The organism is Thermococcus sibiricus MM 739 (assembly GCF_000022545.1).
GTDB lineage: Archaea > Methanobacteriota_B > Thermococci > Thermococcales > Thermococcaceae > Thermococcus_A > Thermococcus_A sibiricus.
On record NC_012883.1, the window covers coordinates 408,355 to 426,534 of the forward strand.

An 18,180-nucleotide genomic window follows, 5' to 3' on the forward strand; every position below is an offset into this window, starting at 1 on the left:
TACATTTTAAATAAAATTGTCATGTAGAAAAAGAGCAACTAAGGATAATAAGAAAAATTTATATAGATGGTCAACTTTTTATAAATAAGTAGAGGTGGTTAGAATGGTAAAAGAGAAAATTGTAGAACTTCTACAGGAACACTTCGAGTTGAACCTATATGAAGCTAGGGCGTATGTTGCCTTAGTTGGTTTTGGGGTTCTCACACCAGCAGAGCTTGCTAGTGTCTCTGAAGTGCCGGCTCCAAGAACATATGATGTTTTGAGAAGTCTTGAAAAGAAAGGTTTTGCATTAAGCCAACCTGGAAAAGCCAATAAATATAGGCCAGTTCACCCCAAGAATATTCTTGAGAAATTCATAGAAGAATGGCAAGATAGAGTGAAAGAGGAGCTTGAGGCGAAGAAAAAAGCAAAAGAGGAACTCATAGAATTAATGACACCGTTGATAGAGACAGAGATCCCCAAGTATGGGGTTGAAAGAGTATGGATAGTAAGGGGTATCCGGAACTCTACGCTAAAAACTCAAGAAATGTTAGAAGGCGTTGAAAAGGAAATACTCCTCGCTGACAATGGATATGTTGCAGCAAATCTTGATACGGAGATAACGGCTGCAGTTGATAAAGGAGCTAAGGCAAAAATATTGGTCTTAAAACAGATCTTGCCTAGACTTGAAACATCAAAGATTATGGATTACTACAAAGCTGGAAAACTTGAACTTAAGACACTTGACAAAATAGAGTTGCCGATGTTAATTTGTGACGAGGAAGTATTTTTTGCTTTGGAAGATTTAGCAGCAAGATACTTTAATTATGAGACACAAGTTTGGGTCAAAGATTTCAGAGTTGTTGAATTATTCAAGAGCAAATTCAATGAATACTGGAAGAAAGGGAAAAAGGTTTAGAGATATTTGAACCTCTCTTCAGTTTTGTTCTTTTCTTTAATTTTCCAGAACAATTTTCCATCTTTTTCAAGACTCTCTATCTTTCCTTGGGCCAGGAGCCTTAACAAAAGCCTTTTCGTTTGAGCTAGGGTTATTTTTGTTTCATGTGCGATCTCTTCTGCTGTTTTCTCTTTAGTTCTTACAACATCTAAAATTTTCTCATGTTTCATTGGTTTTCTCCCTCCGTTTGTATTTTTCTAGCAAGGTTATTATCATGTCCATGACCTCTAAGTACTTCTTTAACTCATCAATGTCATCTGGAAGAGTGTTTGCAAGCATGTTAAGTTTTTCTATTAAGCTTTCTTCAACACCTTTTAGCTCAGATTTTCTAAGTTTTTTTCTATGTTCACATACAGGACAGAATATTTTCCCATTTAGTTTAAATAGGGGAGATCCACACTGGGGGCAGTGTCTATCGAGCATTTTTGCTCCAGAAAGCAAGAGTGGTGTTATTATTTCCTTGATTTCTTTGTCGCTGAGAGCCATTATTATCCCTCCGTGAGGGCAATATAAACCTCAATTAGGGCTTTTTTTCCAAGTTTAGAGCGCTTTATTTTATCTGAGACCTCAGCTATATCACAACCAATTATGTTGAAATTCTTTTTGATTTCGTTTATAATATCAAGCAGTTCACTTAAACTTAGTTCCCCGTGTTGGAATCGGGATATTTTGTATTCTGGCGATAGGACGTCTAGATCAACGGTTAAGTAGACATCTTTACCTAAATATTTCTTTATATCTTCAATGATTTTCTCAATGGAGGATGTTTTCAGGCTTTTATATGCTTTCCATGATCCTTTAACCCGTCTGCTTCTTGGGAGGGCAGGGAAAATTTTGACTCGTCTAGTCCATAAGCTAGTTCTTTCTGTTGTGGGTATCATCAAAACAGGCCCAACTATACTAGCTCTCTCAATGATCTTTTCTTCCAAAGTATATGCAAGCCATGAGCCGTGATCAAGATAGTCGTGCATCAAATCTGTATGGGCATCAATACTTATTAAAGACCTTGTTTTCACGCGTTTAAGCACACCGTAGGTTGCTAGGTGGTCGCCTATGATATAACACTTATCTATTGGAAGTCTGTCTGCTAGGAGTTCCACATTGCTTGATTCGACTATTACAAAATCTTCTATTATTCTATTCCTTTTGAGTAACTCAAGAGCGTACATCACACCATCTCTATTGGGTTTTTCTCCAAAGGGAATAAAAGTCACCATATTCTTCACGAAGCCTATTTTGAGGTTATTATTTTTAAATTTATAGGATGGACATATTCAAGAAGAAAGAGTTAAAGTTAAAAACAACCCTCTTGAAGTTAAGTTTGAGAGTTATTGGGGGGTAAATCAAGATGATCTTACAAGTAGCTCTTGATGTAACGGATATAGAACATGCTATTTCTATAGCGGAAAAAGTGGCACGTGGAGGAGCCCATTGGCTTGAAGTTGGAACTCCACTAATAAAGAAGGAAGGAATTAGGGCAGTAGAGCTTATGAAGAGGAGATTTCCGGATAGAAAAATAGTGGCTGATCTGAAGACAATGGATACTGGAGCTTTGGAAGTGGAAATGGCTGCAAGACATGGAGCTGATGTCGTTTCCATACTTGGAGTTGCCGATGATAAAACAATAAAAGATGCAGTTACCGTTGCTAAGAAGTATGGTATAAGAGTTATGGCGGATTTAATCGGGGTTAAGGATAAAGTAAAAAGAGCAAAAGAATTGGAAAATATGGGTGTTAATTACATTTTAGTCCATACGGGGATAGATGAGCAAGCTCAAGGAAGAAATCCTCTAGAAGATCTAGAAAAAGTAGTAAAAGCTGTAAAAATCCCGGTTGCAGTTGCCGGAGGTTTAAACTTAGAAACTATTCCGAAGGTTATAGAAGCAGGAGCTACAATTATTATCGTTGGAGGAGCAATAACTAAGGCAAAAGACCCTGAAAATATTACTAGGAGGATACTTGATCTATTCTGGGCCGAATATATGCAAACAATCGTAAAAGTTATTCAGGATATAACAGACCACATAAAAACAGTAGCTACATCACTAAAACTAGAGCAGGTTAGAGGGATGGTAGACGCAATGATTGGAGCAAATAAAATATTTATCTATGGCGCTGGAAGAAGTGGTTTAGTAGGGAAGGCATTTGCAATGCGTCTAATGCACCTTGATTTCAATGTTTATGTTGTTGGGGAAACCATAACTCCTGCTTTTGAAGAGGGGGACCTTCTAATTGCAATCAGTGGGAGTGGTGAAACTAGGACTATAGTTGACGCTGCGGAAATTGCTAAAAATCAGGGAGGAAAAGTCGTAGGAATAACCTCCTATAAGAATTCAACTCTTGGGAAACTTTCTGATGTTGTCGTAGAAATTCCGGGAAGAACAAAAGCAGACATTCCTACAGATTATATCGCTAGACAAATGCTCACCGAATACAAGTGGATGGCTCCAATGGGAACACTCTTTGAAGATTCAACAATGCTACTCTTGGATGGGGTTATAGCTCTATTAATGGCCACATTCCAGAAAAGCGAAAAAGATATGAAGCGGAAGCACGCTACACTAGAGTGATCTATATGCCCTCTTTTCCTCATATTTTTATTGGCATTGGCAGTAATGGGAACAGAGTTGTCCAAAATATTAATATAGAAAAGATTTCAAAACTTTCTATAAATCCCTCCTATTACCTACTTGGCAAATTCCCATTCCGTCAAAAACTTAGAGATCTTTTCCAGAAAGTTCCAAATGATGCAATATTATGGGTCGTGTTTGAGAATAAGCCAATAAATCTGGAAATACTGAGTGTCCTCTTGGAATATTTACCTGAGAACCCATTGAAACTTGCATACGTACTTAGTCCTGAAAAAGAATTGATTCACGACCAAAAACCACCATGGGCCCAAGAGTTTGATACAGTCTTTTATGATTCTCTCTGGGAATCCCTGCATGATTACAGGGATGCTTCATTGGAGATGGCTTTCCAAATGGCTACCCAAAACATAGGGACCATGTTTACTAGACTTCATTACTACCTTGAAAACCAAATGCTGGTGAATGTTGATTATGCAGATTTCTTCAACATGGTTAGGGGTAATAACATTGGGATTTTACGGTTACTATCCAAAGTTAACTTTGAATGGCATTGGGGGGTTTGGGATAAAGGCCTGATAAACATCTTAGTAGGAGAAAATGTGCCGTTAAGTGATGCTCATAGGATACTCTCTAATTTTCAGAAGTTTTTGAAGGAAAAGGATATAATATGGGGTATAAAAATGGAAGAAGGCCTAAATGATCACATTGAGATTCTCTCCCTTTTAGTGAAGAGGTGGTAATATGAAAGCTGTTTTTTTCGATATAGATGGAACCCTTCTGACAGAAAAGCCCTTAATAATGCTCCTTCTTCCCCAAGTATATGATAAGCTATCAAAAAAGTTCGGGATTTCTAAAGGCGACGCCCGATTAAGATTTCTTAGAGAAATATCTGAAAGAAAAAACACTTACGAATGGCATGATTGGGATTTCTTTTTTGAGAGTTTTGGGATTGATTTTAAATATGAGAATTTAATAAAGACATATCCACACAAGATTCAAGTATTTCCCGATGTGATTCCCACTTTAGAGTGGCTGAGAGGGGAGGGATATAAATTAGGAGTAATAACCAGTGGCCCCGAATATCAGAGATTAAAACTTCGAATAGCTAAGTTGGACAGGTACTTTGACGTGGTTGTGACGAGGGAAGATGTAAAAACTGTGAAACCTGATCCTAAGATATTTTTATATGCATGTGAGAAGGTAGGAGTAGAACCAAAAGAAAGTATAATGATAGGAGATGACTTAAATCAAGACGTTTATGGCCCTAGAAATGTAGGTATGCTACCAATTTGGATAAACCGGGAAGGAACGGAGGATTATAACTTTGCTGACTTTGAGATTAGAAGCCTTCATCAACTTAGAAGTATCTTAGGGGGGTTTAGAGATGAAAGAGATATTTAAGAGGGAAGGGGTTTTTGTAGAGTTTGAAGAAAAACGAGTGAGACTTGAGAATGGAGATGAAGTTGTTCACAAGCAAGAACACCCTACAGAACTCTGGTGGGGGCTTAAAGAGACTATAAAGGGCAAAAGAGTTAGATTAATTGTATACGAGATTGAGGAATGAAAAATGATCGGGCATTTGATTAATACTGATATCTATGGTAGGGATATCTTAAAAGTATATTTAGAGTACAGAGAGAAAAATTTCAATTTTTTGGAAAAGGCCAAGAACCTTTTCATAGAAAATCTTGATAATGTTCTTATTGTAACATGCTTTCCAATACCCCCGATGCAAATAGCAGAAACTGATGGTCCACCAGGAGCTGTGGCTTTATATAGGGCTATTGAGAGACTTGGGGGGAGAGCGGAGATACTAACATGTGAAAAAATAAGTTCTGCCCTTAGAGGATTTAAAATCAATTTTGCAAAGAAACCACGAGTTAATCAATATTCTTTGTTAATAAGTGTTGAAACACCAGGGAGAGCAAAAGATGGCAAGTATTATTCCATGAGCGGGTTAGAAATTGAAATGTCACCATTTGATGAGTTATTCTTCCAGGCTAAGGAACTTGGGGTTCCCACAATTGGTATCGGAGACGGAGGGAATGAGATAGGGATGGGGAATATTGCGGAGATCGTGAAGAAGTACGTTAAATTTGGGGATAAAATAACCAGCATTGTAAAGGTTGATGAGTTAATACTCTCAGCAGTCTCTAATTGGGGGGCTTATGGTCTGATTGCTCAAGCTTCCCTTGAAGTTGGAAAAAATCTCCTGAGAGATTGGGACGAAGAAAAGGTTCTAAGAGCTTTAGTCTCTGAGGGGGTTATAGATGGCGTCATTAAAAAACCTCAGCTTAGTGTTGATGGCATTCCACTTGAGGTTCACAAAAGGTTCCTAAACCTGCTTAATTCAATAATAGAAAGTAAAATTAGGTGAGAAGTATGAGGATTGAAGATTACATAACTGATGAAATTAGCCTAAAACTTATTAAAAAAGCAGAGGAGTTTGCTAGAAATTTTTTTGAACGAGAGGGAACCCATGGATTTTCACATGTAAAGAGGGTCTTCAACCTTTGTATGCATATTGGTAAGGCTGAGGGGGCGGATTTAGAAGTTTTAGCATTAGCGGCTTTTCTTCATGATGTTGCAAGGCCCTTGGAGGACAAAGGAATCGTTGAGGACCATGCTAAAGAGGGTGCAAAAATTGCCTACAGATTTTTGACTTCGCTCAAGTATTCCAAAGTAGACGAAGTGGTTCATGCAATAGAGGCCCACAGGTTTTCAAGGCCACCAGACCCAAGAACACTTGAAGCAAAGATTCTCAGCGACGCTGATAAGCTTGATGCAATAGGAGCTATTGGGGTTGCAAGGGTTTTCATGTACTCTGGAGAGCATGGGAGAGATATAGAGTTTTCAATTAAACATTTTGAAGAAAAAATTCTGAAACTTAGATATTTGATGTATACACATACGGCTAAAAAGCTTGCCGAGGGAAGAAACAAATTTGTAGAAGAGTTTATTGACAGACTGGTAAGGGAGATTGAGGGAGAGCTTTAGGAATGCTCTCTCTTTATCCTCTTGGAAGACCCCTTCCGAAAGGGTGGGGTAGTTCACGGTTGCCCATCCAATAGTGAAGTTCTCTCTTGGAGGAATTGTTAGCTCATTTTGTTCTTTTCTGGATAGGATAAGGTTTTTAAATAACCTCCTCAAAAGAATGTTAGCTTATGTTCATTTTTTGCAAATAACTGGGAGGTGAGCTAATGAAAGCGCCAATCTGTGAGGTGTGTTTAAAAACAGAGGATATTTTGTGCCCGGCGGATGAAAAGAAACTTCAAGATGGTGTGATTTCTGAGCTGGATGTTAAAATTTCGAGGATGCTTTACAAGCTCCTAGGCGATGCTGATGTAGAGTTCAAGAAAGCCGTCGAAGCCGGAGACCTGGTAGTCATAATGGTTGGGGAAGGGAATGTTCCGCTTGTAATTGGTAAGGGTGGTAAAAACATCAAGCTCCTTATGAGGGAGCTTGGCAAGAGAGTGAGAGTAATTGAAGGCTTGGAAATAAAAGGGACAGATGAAATCAAAAAACTTGCTACTGATCTCTTGTATCCAGCAAGTGTTTTTGGGGTTAACGTCGTATACGCACCAAGTGGCCAATATTACAAAGTCTTGGTAATTAGAAGGGATCAACAAAAGCTTCCTGCAAAACATGAAACTCTGGAGGACATTCTTTCCAAAATAATTGGTTCGGATGTAAAGATATCTTTTATTTAATTCCATTTTGGAGGTTTAAACATGTATAGAACGCACTATTCGGGCCAAATAACTGAGGAGTTAAATAATCAAAAGATAAGAGTTGCAGGATGGGTGCATGAAGTTAAGGATTTAGGCGGAATAAAATTTCTGTGGATACGGGACAGAGAGGGAATAGTTCAAGTAACCGCCCCAAAGAAAAAAGTCTCTGAGGAAGTTTTCAACCTCATCCCAAGTCTTCACAATGAGGATGTGGTATCTGTTGAAGGAATTGTCAACTTCACACCTAAGGCCAGATTAGGATTTGAACTTATACCGGAGAAAATAATACTCCTTTCGAAAGCCGAAACACCACTCCCCTTAGATCCCACAGGGAAGGTTAAAGCTGAACTGGATACAAGGCTTGATAACCGTTTTATGGATCTTAGAAGGCCTGAAATCATGGCAATATTTAAGATTCGTTCAAGTACTTTCAGAGCAGTTAGAGATTTCTTTCACAATGAAGGGTTTGTGGAAATCCATACACCCAAAATAATCGCTACAGCTACAGAGGGTGGAACTGAACTTTTCCCCATGAAGTATTTTGAAAAAGATGCATTTTTGGCTCAATCTCCCCAGCTTTATAAACAAATTATGATGGCCTCGGGGTTGGACAGAGTATTTGAGATAGCCCCAATATTCAGAGCTGAGGAACACAACACAACTAGACATCTAAATGAGGCTTGGAGTATTGATGGAGAAATGGCTTTTATAGAAGATGAAGATGAAGTAATGAAGCTTCTTGAACATCTTATAACTTATGCAGTCAATTATGTCCGAGAGAATAATGAAAAAGAACTTCAAACTCTCGGTTTTGAACTTGAAGAACCAAAACTTCCCTTTAGACGTGTTACATACACTGAAGCTCTGGAGATTTTGAGAGATCTTGGAAAAGAGATCTCTTGGGGGGAGGATATAGATACTGAAGGAGAAAAGCTCCTCGGCCAGTATATCAAAGAAAATTATGATGAGGATCTTTACTTTATATATCAGTATCCAAGCAGTGCAAAGCCCTTCTACATAATGAGGTATGACAACAAACCAGAAATCTCGAGGTCATTTGATCTTGAATACAGAGGGATAGAAATAACATCTGGAGGTCAAAGGGAGCACCGTTATGAGAAACTTAAGGCACAAATAGCAGAACAGGGATTAAATGTGGAAAGTTTCGACTTCTACCTAAAAGCATTCCGTTATGGTATGCCGCCGCATGGAGGTTTTGGTCTAGGGGCTGAGAGGCTCATCAAGCAGATGTTGAACTTGGGTAATATCCGAGAAGTTATGTTATTCCCAAGAGACAGAAGAAGGTTGGAACCATAAGAGCTTTATATTCTTTTACCTTTTTATGAATTTAGGAAACAAGTTGGTGGAGGAGAAAAAGATGAAAAAATTACCTCTGATTATGATGGGGTTGTTGATTTTATCATTTATGCCCTATGTGGAATCAGCTAGTGTTGGAAAAGCTAGTATTGATCAAATAATGCTTGGTTTAGGGGAATCAGTGACTTTTGGAGATTATAAGATCCAATTTGCCGATGTTGATCAAGCGTGGAGTCAGGCTTTAATAAAAGTGTATGCCAAGGATGGAAGTGTTGTGGCTAGTAAAGTACTTCCAACGGGTTATTCCCTCCCAGTTCCAGACAATCAAAACACTCTATTTTCAGTTAGACTTTCATGGATATTGGCAAGCAACCAGAAGATTTTAATCTCACTGGGGTCTGATCTTGAATTAGTCGAAGGCGATGTACAGATTAACAAAAATAATGCATATAGCCTGCCCTACAAGTTTAACGATGTGGTAATCCCTGCTATAAAGGTGAAGGTCACAAACACATATGAAAATAAAGCAGATGTTCAAATAACACTACCATATGAAACCGTAACTGCTACGATTTTTGAAGGTGATTATTATGCGGTCCCGTATAAGTTAACCACTGACTTTCAATACTCGCCCTACTTATATCTCTACCTAAAAAATGCAACCACAAGCTATGCAGTTTTTGATGTTTATCTTCCAAAGTATCCAACAACAGTTTTCCAATTGAGTGGGGGAGGCACTGGTGGCACTACACCAACAGAACCGATAGTTGAACCGACAAAACTTGTGTACAATACTCTTCCTGAACTTTATAAAGGAGAGGAGCTTTTAATCCATGTTAATGGAACAAAATATAAATTACTTCTTGGCAAAGTTGAAGGGAAAATTATTTCTGAGGATCTTGTTGAATACTCTGCATACTTTACTTTGTTTAGAGGAGATGGCTCAAATGAACCATTAGAAACATTTAAGGTGTCTGCTGGAGGCAGTTATCTCGTAAAAGGAATTCCAATTAGAGTAAAGATTCCAGTAGGTGGTATCAATTTAGATTATAACAAAACGAAGTTAGAGTTGTATGTTCCAGAAGATGTAGAAGTGGAGTTTCCTAAAAGGGAAGCAAATCTAATGATTAATTTTAGGATTAACTCTGATAAGATCTTGATAAACGAAGATCTAGTGGTCATGGTGGATGTGGAGAATAGAGGTAGAGGGGCAGCTATTGCAGCTAATGTTGAGTTGAAGTTTCCCGAATCGGGATTTAAGCCTTATAGCGGAACTTGGTCAGTTGATGTGATAGACCCATTTAAGAAATTGCCTACAATAATCTATATATTAAGAGCTACAGAAATTGGGACTTATGAGATTGGTCCAGTTAATGTGAGTTATTACAATCCCAATGATGAACTAACAGATAGTCCATCATCAATGTCCTCTAACCAATTGAAAGTGACAGTCTATGCAATTCCAAAGCTTTCTGTAATGGGAGAAGCCTTCAACGGAACTTGGAGTACTTATGTGCACACTCAAGAAAAAACTGCCAAATTAAAATTCACGATTTCTGCGGAAGGCAAAGATCCAAAGTATGAATTTATTAAAAATGCTACCCTCCAACTGATAATCCCTGATACTCTTGATGGAGAGACAAAACTTTACGTTGGAGATATCAAGGCAGGGGAAACGAAGACTCTTGAAAGTGATGAAAGTGATTATGCAATACTAAAAGCTAGCAATTCTATAATAAGTGCAAAACTCGTATATCAAGATCCCGTAGGAAACTGGCATGAAGAGAACTTTGAAAACCTTGTTGTAGTTAACTCACTTCCACCTGCAGTGGAAATCAAGGAAGTGAAAGTTTATCCAGAACCAGAAGAATTGCCATCCTATGTAAATACAACACTTGCTAACTTAGACAATGAAAGCAAGGTTGAACTCGCCGAGGCCCTAAAGAACATAAGTGTTTCATACCTACCACCCGAAACTGGTGTCAACTGGTGGCCAATCATTGCAATCCTCTTCATTTTAGTATCAGCAGTTTTAGGGTACAATTATGTGGGTCTAAAAGCAAAATACGATAAAGCCCTTAAAGAACTTGGAAGGAAGAAGAGGAGACCAGGAGGACTCCCAAAGAAAGAAGAACCCCAAGTACTAAAAGTCGAAGAGACAGAAACTACTGAAACCAAAGAAGAACAACAACTTTGATCATTTTCTTAACTTTTATATACTCTCTCTTCTTTTGCTTCTCTTGGGATGAAAGATGTTCAAGTATAAACAGGTCATGATAGTTAGGAGTGATTTAAAACTTAGTAAGGGAAAACTGGCTGTCCAGGTAGCTCATGGTGCAGTGACAGCAGCATTTAAAGCATACAAAGAAAAACCTGAATGGTTTAAAGGATGGTTCAATGAAGGCCAGAAAAAGGTCGTAGTTAAAGCGGAGAGTGAACGTGAGTTATTTGAACTAAAGGCAGAAGCAGAAAAACTTGGGATTCCTAATTCGTTAATAAGGGACGCTGGGTTGACGGAAATCCCTCCAGGGACGATAACATGCCTAGCGATAGGTCCGGGGCCAGAAGAAATTGTTAATAAGATCACTGGGAATCTAAAACTTGTGTGAGTGGGAGAAAATGGATTATAAACAATTTTTTTCGAATTTCAGGTACTTAAGTTCATCTAAGGGGATAGGGGGAAAAATCAAATCTAAACCAGAGGATTTTATTGTTAGAGAGGTTATTCCGAGGAGTGTGTTTAGGAGTGACCAATGTCTGATATATCTTATTAAAAAACAAAATTGGGAAACAATGGCAGCAATAAAAGAGATTGCTAAGCGTATAGGGATTGATTATAAGAATGTAGGATTTGCAGGGACAAAAGATAGGCATGCTATAACTTATCAGTACATAAGCATATGCTCTGAGAATTTGGAGAGTATAAAAGAGAGTATCGCATCGTTAAATATTGAGGGAATTTCTTTGAAGTTTGTTGGACGTGGTAAACCATTAAAACTTGGTATGCTCATTGGGAATCATTTTCAAATCATTTTGAGAGGTTTAGAGGATCCAGAAAGGGCCCTAGAGAGAACTAAAAAGATTTTGAAAGAACTGAAACTTAAAGGGGGATTTCCAAACTATTTTGGTTCCCAACGCTTTGGTGAAAGGAGAGTTATTAATCATGAAGTTGGAAAGCTTTTACTAAAAGGAGACTTCGAAGGAGCAGCTTTGAAGTTTTTGGGCGAGTATACCGGTGACATGACGGGAGATGAAGCCCGTAAAGACTTCTTAAAAACCGGAGATGTGGAAAAAGCTTTAGAGGAATTTCCTAATTTTCTGAGATATGAGAGGGCAATGCTCTACAAGTACAGAGAAACTAGAAGCTGGAAAAAAGCCTTTGCGGTTCTTCCAAGGCCTATAGTTAGGATATTCATACACTCTTATCAGTCTTACCTATTTAATAAAGCCCTTTCTAGGAGGATTGAGGAGGGCTTATCTCTTAACGAGGCCCTTTCAGGGGATATAGTTTGTCAAGTGAAAAAAGGACTTCCAATCAGAAACAAGACCTTTAAAGTAACAGAGAGGTCTTTGAAATTTGTCAACGAGAGAGTTAAAAGAGGAGAAGCCATGGTGACTGGCCCAGTTTTTGGTTTTGCTTCAAGATTGGCCGATGGGCCAATGGGGAAAATAGAGAGGGAGATCCTAGATGAAGAAGGAATAGATTTAAACGGATTTAAAATGAAGCAACTACCGATCTTGGCCGAAGCTGGCGGTAGAAGGGAGCTTCTGATCAAACCTAGAGGGTTTAAGTATAAATCATCTGAAGAAGGCCTGATATTTAGATTTTTCCTCCCGAAGGGAGTTTACGCCACAAGTGTTATGAGGGAAATAATGAAAGACCATTAAGGTGAGTTCTCATGATTAAGGCAATTTCAATAGATATAGATGGGACAATAACATATCCAAATAGGAGATTACAGGAAAATGCAGTAGAAGCTATAAGATTAGCAGAAAACCTTGGAATTCCTGTCATGCTTGTTACTGGAAATAGTGCATGTTTTGCTTATGCTGCCACCATTTTGATAGGTACTACCGGCCCATTCATCGCTGAAGATGGAGGAGTAATAGGAGATAAAAGCAACAATCGTATCTTTTTGGGTGATATGGGGGATTCAATGATTTTGTGGAGTGAGCTAAAAAAGCGTTATCCCAATGCTGAGATGAGTGATACAATGAAATATGGGGAGAGACGGGCAGGCTTAGTAATAAAAAGAACAGTGCCAGTGGAAGTGGTTAGGGGAATAATTGAGGAGTTAAATTTGGATTTGATTGCTGTGGATAGTGGATACGCGATCCACGTAAAGCAGCCTCACGTTAACAAAGGTGAAGGAATAAGAAATGCATGTCAGAAACTTGGAATAACTCCTGAACAAGTTGCACATATTGGAGATGGGGAAAATGATCTTGATGCGTTTAAAGTGGTTGGGTATAGGGTTGCAGTGGCTCAGGCCCCTGAAGTTTTAAAAAGAGAAGCAGACCATGTCACGACTAAACCCTACGGAGATGGAGGAGCTGAAGGGATTATTCATATTCTAAAAAAATTTGGATACTTAGAGATCTAACCGAAATAGTATTTATCTAAGAGATCCTTGAATTTTTCTGCGCTTTTTTTAATGTCTTCAGCAAAAATAATTGCTCGTGAGACATTTACCATAACATCTTTGCCTTTTAAGTCCCTAAGAATCTCTGGATTCCCTCCTTGGGCCCCGATTCCGGGGATTAACCACGAAAGGTGCCCACTTTTTTTGGATATCCCCTCTATAAACTCCTCTTTTGTGGCCCCAACTACGATACCAACTTTTTTAGGGTATGCGAGTTCAAGTTCCTTCGAAAGTTCAAGAACCCGAGAATACACTGGCACTTCAATTTCATTAGCCGATTTGTTGCTTGTTAAAAGAAGAATAAAAGCATGTCCTTTTTTTAAAAAGGGAATTATAGCATCTCTACCCATGTAGGGATTAACAGTTACAGAGTCTACCTTTAGTTTCTCAAAATATGCTTCTGCATAGGCCTTTGCGGTGTTCCCTATGTCTCCTCTTTTGGCATCTAAGATTATGGGCACGTTAGTTTTTTGTTTTATCAGTTCTATGGTTTCTTCCATGACTTTGTATCCCTTCCATCCAAGTTTCTCATAAAATGCAATGTTGATCTTATAGGCACAAACAAGATCTGCAGTTTCATGCACAATATGTTCATTGAATTCCAAAATATCCTTGAATCTCTTAGGAATCTTATCTATATCACTATCTAGTCCCACCACTAGGATTGAGTTGTTTTTTTCTCGGGATTTTCTATATTTATTAATGAACATTGAGGCCACCTTTGTGTGCTACCCCGATGATCTTATTAAAACTTTCAATTTTTTTACGCTCAAGAAATGCTTTAATTCCCTCTATGATTCTGACAGGAGCTTCTGGATCAACCATAACTGCTGTACCCAGCCCTAGAAGCGATGCGCCCGCCATAGCATACTCGATGGCATCTTGCCAGTTCATGATACCGCCAATTCCTATTATTGGAACGTCTAAGGCCTCTCTGGTTTTGAAAACTTTTGCAAGGGTTATGGGTTTTACTGCAGGCCCGCCAAGACCTCCCGTTTTGAGCTTGAGTATAGGTAATCCAGTTTCAACGTCTATTCTCATGGCTTGGGCCCCGTTTCCTATAGTTAGACCATCTGCACCAGCATCTACTGCGGTTTTTGCTATCTCTACTATATCTGTCACATCTGGTGCCAATTTTGCAATTATTGGTTTGCCTGTCAATTTTCTTACAATTTTCACGACTTTCTCTGTGAGTTTTGCATCCTCTGCCCACCTTCGTTTTCCTTTAACATTGGGACATGAGAGGTTGATCTCAATAATCTTGATTTCCTTTATTTTATCCATTTCTTCCCCTAAAATTTCCCATTCATCCATACTAAACCCCGCAATGCTCCCGATTTTGATGGTTTTGAGTTCCTTAAGGCGTGGAGCAATTTCCTCTACAAATCCTTCTATTCCGGGGTTTTGGAGTCCGATAGAGTTAATAACTCCCCCATGTGAATCTACCAGTCTTGGAGGGGGATTTCCTTCTCTTGGCTTGAGAGTAACTGTTTTCAAAGTTATTGCACCAATATTTGAAAAGTCAAGATAGGGCATGAGTTCAAAACCAAATCCAACAGGTCCAGAAGCCAGTATTATTGGATTCCTGAACTTTATTCCAAATACATCGATGCTTAAATCCACTCCCATATTATCTCCTCCTTTCTGAATAGTGGCCCATTTTTACAGACAAGCTTCACGCCTTTTTTGGTCTTTACAGCACAGCTTTTACAAGTACCTATTCCACATCCCATCATAGCCTCAAGCGATACATAGGAAGTTGCAGGCAGATTCTTTAACATCGGCACCGGCCCACATGCTAAAATTCCGATTTCTTCTGAATATACATCTTTTAAAACATCTACCACTGTTTTTTCACTTTCCTCTTCGATTATTAGATTCTTCTGTTCTTTTTCAGTAAATAGTTCCCGTATATAACTTCCTTTAAATCCATAGAGCTTTTCATAAACCATGGCCGGATGAAGTTCGGAGAAAAAGTTTAATGGGGCTACTCCACTTCCACCCCCAACGAGTATATATTGTTTTTCACCGTCTATTAAGTCAATATAGGGATTTCCGTGGGGCCCTCTTATGTAGAACATCTCCCCAATTGGGCTTGAGAAGATTTTGCCTGTTAATCTTCCCACTCGTTTTATAAATAATGTGAGTTCTCTGTTCTTGTAGGAGTAGATAGAAAATGGTTTCGCTAAAATTGGTTCATCTGAGGCTTTAAGCATCACAAATTGACCAGCCTCGGGATTTTCCAGATCTCCATAAAGTTTGAACGTGAAAAAACCATAATCCTTGGATATTTTTTTCTCTTTTAGTTCAGCTTCAATCAACGTTATCACCTCTGTATACTATTTTGCCATTTTTAATAGTTAATTCAACAACTCCTGGGAGAGTTCTGTTTAAAAATGGAGTGTTTTTTCCTTTAGAGAGGAGGCTCTTCTCAGTAACTTTCCATCTTTTGTTTGGGTCAACTATTACAATGTCCCCAACATAGCCTGGGGCAAAATCGCCTCGAAGGCCTAAATTAAAAATTTTTGCAGGCTTCCAAGTGACCTTCTCCAGAAGGGATACGAATGATATTTCATACATCTCTGCTATAAGAAATAAAGATGAGAGAAGGGTTTCAATACCACTTATCCCAAATGGAGCGCTCTCTATATCTGTAGACTTCTCTTCTTTTGAATAAGGCGCGTGATCTGTAACTATTATGTCTATTGTACCGTCTATGAGTCCTTTAACTAAGGCTTCTTGGTCCTCTTGTGTTGGCAGTGGAGGATTAACTTTTTTGAAAGGAGAGCGATCCTTTAAATCTTCATCAGTAAAGAGTAGGTGGTGGTGAGTTACTTCTCCCGTAACTGGAATTGTCCTTTTCTTTGCGTTTTTCAAAATCTCTACAGATGCCTTTGTAGATAAGTGCTGTATATGAATATGGGCCCCAGTATAGCGGGCAACTTCTATATCACGTGCAACGGCAATGGATTCAGCTATATCTGGGATTCCACTTACCCCATACCTCTTTGAGAATTGCCCCTCTCTCATACTTCCTCCTGAAAGTTCTTTTATTTCCGCATGATCGGCAATTGGCTTTCCAACTGCTCTGGCAAATTTTGCTGCCTCAAGGAATATTTTGAAACTTTGAGGAGTTGTGCCATCATCACTGAATGCTATCACATGGCTAGCTAAGCTTTTAAAATTTACAAGCTTATTTCCTTTCCGTCCTTCTGTTATTGCGCTTGTTGGAAAAATATCTATGAGCCCAACTTCATGGGCCCTTTGTTTTACATGTTCAATAATCCGCGGGCTATCTAAAGCAGGGTTTGTGTTGGGCATTACTGCCACAGTAGTGACGCCTCCATGAATGGCTGCTTTAGATCCACTCTCTATTGTTTCCCTATGTTCGTAGCCGGGTTCTCTGAAATGAGCATGCATATCTATTAAACCTGGAATTACAAGTTTATCCTCAGCATCTATATAGTCTTTTCCTTCTTTGGGTTTATCCTGTTGAACTTTTTTGATTAGCCCGTTTTTTAACACAATATACCCTTTTCCCTGGTAGCTATGTGAAAGTATTTCTCCCTTAATTATCATAATCGTTCCTCACAAAAGGTTCTTAACCACCATGTTCTCTTCCATAGTTCTTTCACAGTAGTGACATTTTAATTTTAGGGGTTTTTTAGAAATCACCTTGAATTTTGGCTTTACTTCTTCATAATTGGTTATGCAATTCGGATTTGCACATTTGATTATTCCCACTATTTCATCTGGCACTTCGACGTTTCTCTTCTCTACAACTTCCCACTTATCAATGATATTTACTGTGGCAGTAGGTGCTATGAGTGCTATTTTGTTTACTTCATCCTCGTTCAGGATTTTTCCTTCTACCTTTATGATGTCTTTTCTTCCCAGTTTTTGGCTCTTAACATTGATTGCAACAAGAATGGTATTATCCTCAGGTAAATTGAGAATTTCAAGAACCTTTAGCCCTTTTCCCGAAGGTATATGATCTATAACTGTTCCTTTGTTGATTGCTGAAACTTTGAGCTCTTTCATTCTACCACCCCCAACACAATGCCTAAGAGGGCCATTCTGACCGGAACTCCGCTCCATACCTGCCGGAAATATGCGGAGTATTGGGTCTTATCGACTTCATATGATATTTCATCAACTCTTGGCAGAGGGTGCATGATTTTAAGAGTCTCTTTTGCTCTCTCTAAAAGCTTTAAGTCGACTCTATAAGAGCCTTTGATTTTGTTATATTCTGCTGGATCAGGGAATCTCTCTTTCTGGATCCTTGTGGTGTATAATATATCAACTTCTGGAATAACACTTTCCAAATCATTGGTTTCTGTTATTTCTAACTTATCTGAGATTTCTTCAACAATATGTCTGGGCATTTCTAGGCCTTGAGGAGCTACAAAGTAAAGCTTGACATCATAATAAGAAAGCGCTTTTGCAAGGCTGTGTACAGTTCTTCCGTACTTTAGATCCCCCAAAAGGGCTATTTTAAGTCTATCAATTCTCCCAAACTCTTTCTTGATAGTATAAAGGTCAAGAAGTGTTTGAGTAGGGTGTTGATTTGCCCCATCTCCAGCATTTATTACTGGAATCTCTGCAATCTCTGCAGCTAGTCTTGCTGCCCCCTCTCTTGGATGCCTTATCACGATTACATCTGCATATTTTTCCACTGTTCTTATAGTATCCATGAGACTTTCGCCTTTTTTGACACTGCTACTCGAAGCCTCGGCAAACCCTATTACTGAGCCTCCGAGTCTGTGCATTGCACTTTCAAAGCTAAACCTCGTTCTGGTCGATGGCTCAAAGAAGAGGGTTGCTAGGATCTTCCCTTTTGCATATTGTAGTATTTTTCTTTCGTTAAGTTCGTTTTCAAGTCGTTTTGCAGTTTTTAAAACATATTCGATCTCTTCTTTCCCAAAATCGTTTATACTAATCACATCTTGGAACTTCATAAAG

The 18,180-nt window shown here is 38.7% G+C and carries 22 protein-coding genes; 13 read left to right on the forward strand and 9 right to left on the reverse strand.

Annotated features, from left to right (window positions below):
• Positions 1 to 103: 103 nt before the first annotated feature.
• The gene (gene trmBL2 / locus TSIB_RS02120; RefSeq protein WP_048160191.1) at positions 104 to 898 is read left to right on the forward strand and encodes an HTH-type transcriptional regulator TrmBL2; all 795 of its coding nucleotides are present in this window, start codon (positions 104 to 106) and stop codon (positions 896 to 898) included.
• On the opposite strand, the gene TSIB_RS02125 is transcribed toward trmBL2, so the two are convergent.
• Genes TSIB_RS02125 through TSIB_RS02135 form a run of 3 tightly spaced genes read right to left on the reverse strand, consistent with a single transcriptional unit; the run spans position 895 to position 2,154 of the window.
• Positions 895 to 1,107, reverse strand: coding sequence for a hypothetical protein (locus tag TSIB_RS02125; RefSeq protein ID WP_015848711.1), 213 nt, complete (start codon positions 1,105 to 1,107; stop codon positions 895 to 897). The two genes, trmBL2 and TSIB_RS02125, sit on opposite strands and share 4 nt — an antisense overlap.
• Entirely contained in the window at positions 1,097 to 1,423 is a 327-nt protein-coding gene (locus TSIB_RS02130) for an Sjogren's syndrome/scleroderma autoantigen 1 family protein (protein ID WP_015848712.1), read from the reverse strand. The genes TSIB_RS02125 and TSIB_RS02130 overlap by 11 nt, the downstream gene beginning before the upstream one ends.
• Positions 1,424 to 1,425: 2 nt before the next feature.
• Positions 1,426 to 2,154 (reverse strand): arginase family protein, encoded by a 729-nt coding sequence (locus tag TSIB_RS02135; RefSeq protein ID WP_048160192.1) that lies wholly within the window; start codon positions 2,152 to 2,154, stop codon positions 1,426 to 1,428.
• A 131-nt stretch (positions 2,155 to 2,285) separates the two neighbouring features.
• On the opposite strand from TSIB_RS02135, the gene hxlAB reads away from it, so the two are divergent.
• The 12 genes from hxlAB (at position 2,286) to TSIB_RS02195 (ending at position 13,179) form a co-directional block, all read left to right on the forward strand.
• Complete coding sequence (gene hxlAB / locus TSIB_RS02140; protein ID WP_015848714.1) at positions 2,286 to 3,506, forward strand: bifunctional 3-hexulose-6-phosphate synthase/6-phospho-3-hexuloisomerase; 1,221 nt, start codon at positions 2,286 to 2,288, stop codon at positions 3,504 to 3,506.
• Between the two features lie 5 nt (positions 3,507 to 3,511).
• Complete coding sequence (locus TSIB_RS02145) at positions 3,512 to 4,267, forward strand: FtsZ/tubulin family protein (protein WP_015848715.1); 756 nt, start codon at positions 3,512 to 3,514, stop codon at positions 4,265 to 4,267.
• Between the two features lies 1 nt (position 4,268).
• A complete protein-coding gene (locus TSIB_RS02150) occupies positions 4,269 to 4,928 on the forward strand; it encodes an HAD family hydrolase (RefSeq protein WP_015848716.1) in 660 nt (219 codons plus the stop codon).
• Positions 4,912 to 5,091, forward strand: coding sequence for a hypothetical protein (locus TSIB_RS02155; RefSeq protein WP_015848717.1), 180 nt, complete (start codon positions 4,912 to 4,914; stop codon positions 5,089 to 5,091). Before TSIB_RS02150 ends, TSIB_RS02155 begins: the two co-directional genes overlap by 17 nt.
• Positions 5,092 to 5,094: 3 nt before the next feature.
• On the forward strand, positions 5,095 to 5,904 hold the full coding sequence (locus TSIB_RS02160; protein WP_015848718.1) for a DUF4392 domain-containing protein: 810 nt from the start codon (positions 5,095 to 5,097) through the stop codon (positions 5,902 to 5,904).
• Positions 5,905 to 5,909: 5 nt separating this feature from the next.
• Positions 5,910 to 6,524 (forward strand): HD domain-containing protein, encoded by a 615-nt coding sequence (locus TSIB_RS02165; protein WP_048160193.1) that lies wholly within the window; start codon positions 5,910 to 5,912, stop codon positions 6,522 to 6,524.
• 203 nt (positions 6,525 to 6,727) lie between these two features.
• Positions 6,728 to 7,237 carry a KH domain-containing protein gene (locus TSIB_RS02170; RefSeq protein ID WP_015848720.1) on the forward strand — a complete coding sequence of 170 codons (510 nt, stop codon included), beginning with the start codon at positions 6,728 to 6,730 and terminating at the stop codon, positions 7,235 to 7,237.
• A 21-nt stretch (positions 7,238 to 7,258) separates the two neighbouring features.
• Entirely contained in the window at positions 7,259 to 8,575 is a 1,317-nt protein-coding gene (gene aspS, locus TSIB_RS02175) for an aspartate--tRNA(Asn) ligase (protein WP_015848721.1), read from the forward strand.
• Between the two features lie 61 nt (positions 8,576 to 8,636).
• Positions 8,637 to 10,772 carry a COG1361 family protein gene (locus tag TSIB_RS02180; RefSeq protein WP_048160194.1) on the forward strand — a complete coding sequence of 712 codons (2,136 nt, stop codon included), beginning with the start codon at positions 8,637 to 8,639 and terminating at the stop codon, positions 10,770 to 10,772.
• A gap of 55 nt (positions 10,773 to 10,827) precedes the next feature.
• Entirely contained in the window at positions 10,828 to 11,184 is a 357-nt protein-coding gene (gene pth2, locus TSIB_RS02185) for a peptidyl-tRNA hydrolase Pth2 (RefSeq protein ID WP_015848723.1), read from the forward strand.
• Between the two features lie 10 nt (positions 11,185 to 11,194).
• A complete protein-coding gene (truD, locus tag TSIB_RS02190; RefSeq protein ID WP_015848724.1) occupies positions 11,195 to 12,463 on the forward strand; it encodes a tRNA pseudouridine(13) synthase TruD in 1,269 nt (422 codons plus the stop codon).
• Between the two features lie 11 nt (positions 12,464 to 12,474).
• Complete coding sequence (locus TSIB_RS02195) at positions 12,475 to 13,179, forward strand: phosphoglycolate phosphatase (protein WP_015848725.1); 705 nt, start codon at positions 12,475 to 12,477, stop codon at positions 13,177 to 13,179.
• Here TSIB_RS02195 and pyrF read toward each other — a convergent pair.
• The 6 genes from pyrF to pyrB are packed head-to-tail and all read right to left on the reverse strand — an operon-like array spanning position 13,176 to position 18,176.
• Positions 13,176 to 13,928: an orotidine-5'-phosphate decarboxylase gene (pyrF, locus tag TSIB_RS02200; RefSeq protein WP_015848726.1), complete on the reverse strand. Its 753-nt coding sequence runs from the start codon at positions 13,926 to 13,928 to the stop codon at positions 13,176 to 13,178. The two genes, TSIB_RS02195 and pyrF, sit on opposite strands and share 4 nt — an antisense overlap.
• The gene (locus TSIB_RS02205) at positions 13,918 to 14,847 is read right to left on the reverse strand and encodes a dihydroorotate dehydrogenase (protein ID WP_015848727.1); all 930 of its coding nucleotides are present in this window, start codon (positions 14,845 to 14,847) and stop codon (positions 13,918 to 13,920) included. Before TSIB_RS02205 ends, pyrF begins: the two co-directional genes overlap by 11 nt.
• On the reverse strand, positions 14,832 to 15,539 hold the full coding sequence (locus tag TSIB_RS02210) for an iron-sulfur cluster-binding protein (protein ID WP_015848728.1): 708 nt from the start codon (positions 15,537 to 15,539) through the stop codon (positions 14,832 to 14,834). Before TSIB_RS02210 ends, TSIB_RS02205 begins: the two co-directional genes overlap by 16 nt.
• A complete protein-coding gene (locus TSIB_RS02215) occupies positions 15,532 to 16,797 on the reverse strand; it encodes a dihydroorotase (RefSeq protein ID WP_015848729.1) in 1,266 nt (421 codons plus the stop codon). Before TSIB_RS02215 ends, TSIB_RS02210 begins: the two co-directional genes overlap by 8 nt.
• A gap of 9 nt (positions 16,798 to 16,806) precedes the next feature.
• Entirely contained in the window at positions 16,807 to 17,259 is a 453-nt protein-coding gene (gene pyrI / locus TSIB_RS02220) for an aspartate carbamoyltransferase regulatory subunit (RefSeq protein ID WP_015848730.1), read from the reverse strand.
• Positions 17,256 to 18,176, reverse strand: a complete 921-nt coding sequence (gene pyrB / locus TSIB_RS02225; RefSeq protein ID WP_015848731.1) for an aspartate carbamoyltransferase — start codon at positions 18,174 to 18,176, stop codon at positions 17,256 to 17,258. Before pyrB ends, pyrI begins: the two co-directional genes overlap by 4 nt.
• Positions 18,177 to 18,180: the final 4 nt, after the last annotated feature.

Bases quoted from the DNA above. Each gene is read 5' to 3' on its own strand.
- trmBL2 (WP_048160191.1), top strand. From the start codon at position 104: ATGGTAAAAGAGAAAATTGTAGAACTTCTACAGGAACACTTCGAGTTG.
- TSIB_RS02125 (WP_015848711.1), bottom strand. From the start codon at position 1,107: ATGAAACATGAGAAAATTTTAGATGTTGTAAGAACTAAAGAGAAAACA.
- TSIB_RS02130 (WP_015848712.1), bottom strand. From the start codon at position 1,423: ATGGCTCTCAGCGACAAAGAAATCAAGGAAATAATAACACCACTCTTG.
- TSIB_RS02135 (WP_048160192.1), bottom strand. From the start codon at position 2,154: ATGGTGACTTTTATTCCCTTTGGAGAAAAACCCAATAGAGATGGTGTG.
- hxlAB (WP_015848714.1), top strand. From the start codon at position 2,286: ATGATCTTACAAGTAGCTCTTGATGTAACGGATATAGAACATGCTATT.
- TSIB_RS02145 (WP_015848715.1), top strand. From the start codon at position 3,512: ATGCCCTCTTTTCCTCATATTTTTATTGGCATTGGCAGTAATGGGAAC.
- TSIB_RS02150 (WP_015848716.1), top strand. From the start codon at position 4,269: ATGAAAGCTGTTTTTTTCGATATAGATGGAACCCTTCTGACAGAAAAG.
- TSIB_RS02155 (WP_015848717.1), top strand. From the start codon at position 4,912: ATGAAAGAGATATTTAAGAGGGAAGGGGTTTTTGTAGAGTTTGAAGAA.
- TSIB_RS02160 (WP_015848718.1), top strand. From the start codon at position 5,095: ATGATCGGGCATTTGATTAATACTGATATCTATGGTAGGGATATCTTA.
- TSIB_RS02165 (WP_048160193.1), top strand. From the start codon at position 5,910: ATGAGGATTGAAGATTACATAACTGATGAAATTAGCCTAAAACTTATT.
- TSIB_RS02170 (WP_015848720.1), top strand. From the start codon at position 6,728: ATGAAAGCGCCAATCTGTGAGGTGTGTTTAAAAACAGAGGATATTTTG.
- aspS (WP_015848721.1), top strand. From the start codon at position 7,259: ATGTATAGAACGCACTATTCGGGCCAAATAACTGAGGAGTTAAATAAT.
- TSIB_RS02180 (WP_048160194.1), top strand. From the start codon at position 8,637: ATGAAAAAATTACCTCTGATTATGATGGGGTTGTTGATTTTATCATTT.
- pth2 (WP_015848723.1), top strand. From the start codon at position 10,828: ATGTTCAAGTATAAACAGGTCATGATAGTTAGGAGTGATTTAAAACTT.
- truD (WP_015848724.1), top strand. From the start codon at position 11,195: ATGGATTATAAACAATTTTTTTCGAATTTCAGGTACTTAAGTTCATCT.
- TSIB_RS02195 (WP_015848725.1), top strand. From the start codon at position 12,475: ATGATTAAGGCAATTTCAATAGATATAGATGGGACAATAACATATCCA.
- pyrF (WP_015848726.1), bottom strand. From the start codon at position 13,928: ATGTTCATTAATAAATATAGAAAATCCCGAGAAAAAAACAACTCAATC.
- TSIB_RS02205 (WP_015848727.1), bottom strand. From the start codon at position 14,847: ATGGGAGTGGATTTAAGCATCGATGTATTTGGAATAAAGTTCAGGAAT.
- TSIB_RS02215 (WP_015848729.1), bottom strand. From the start codon at position 16,797: ATGATAATTAAGGGAGAAATACTTTCACATAGCTACCAGGGAAAAGGG.
- pyrI (WP_015848730.1), bottom strand. From the start codon at position 17,259: ATGAAAGAGCTCAAAGTTTCAGCAATCAACAAAGGAACAGTTATAGAT.
- pyrB (WP_015848731.1), bottom strand. From the start codon at position 18,176: ATGAAGTTCCAAGATGTGATTAGTATAAACGATTTTGGGAAAGAAGAG.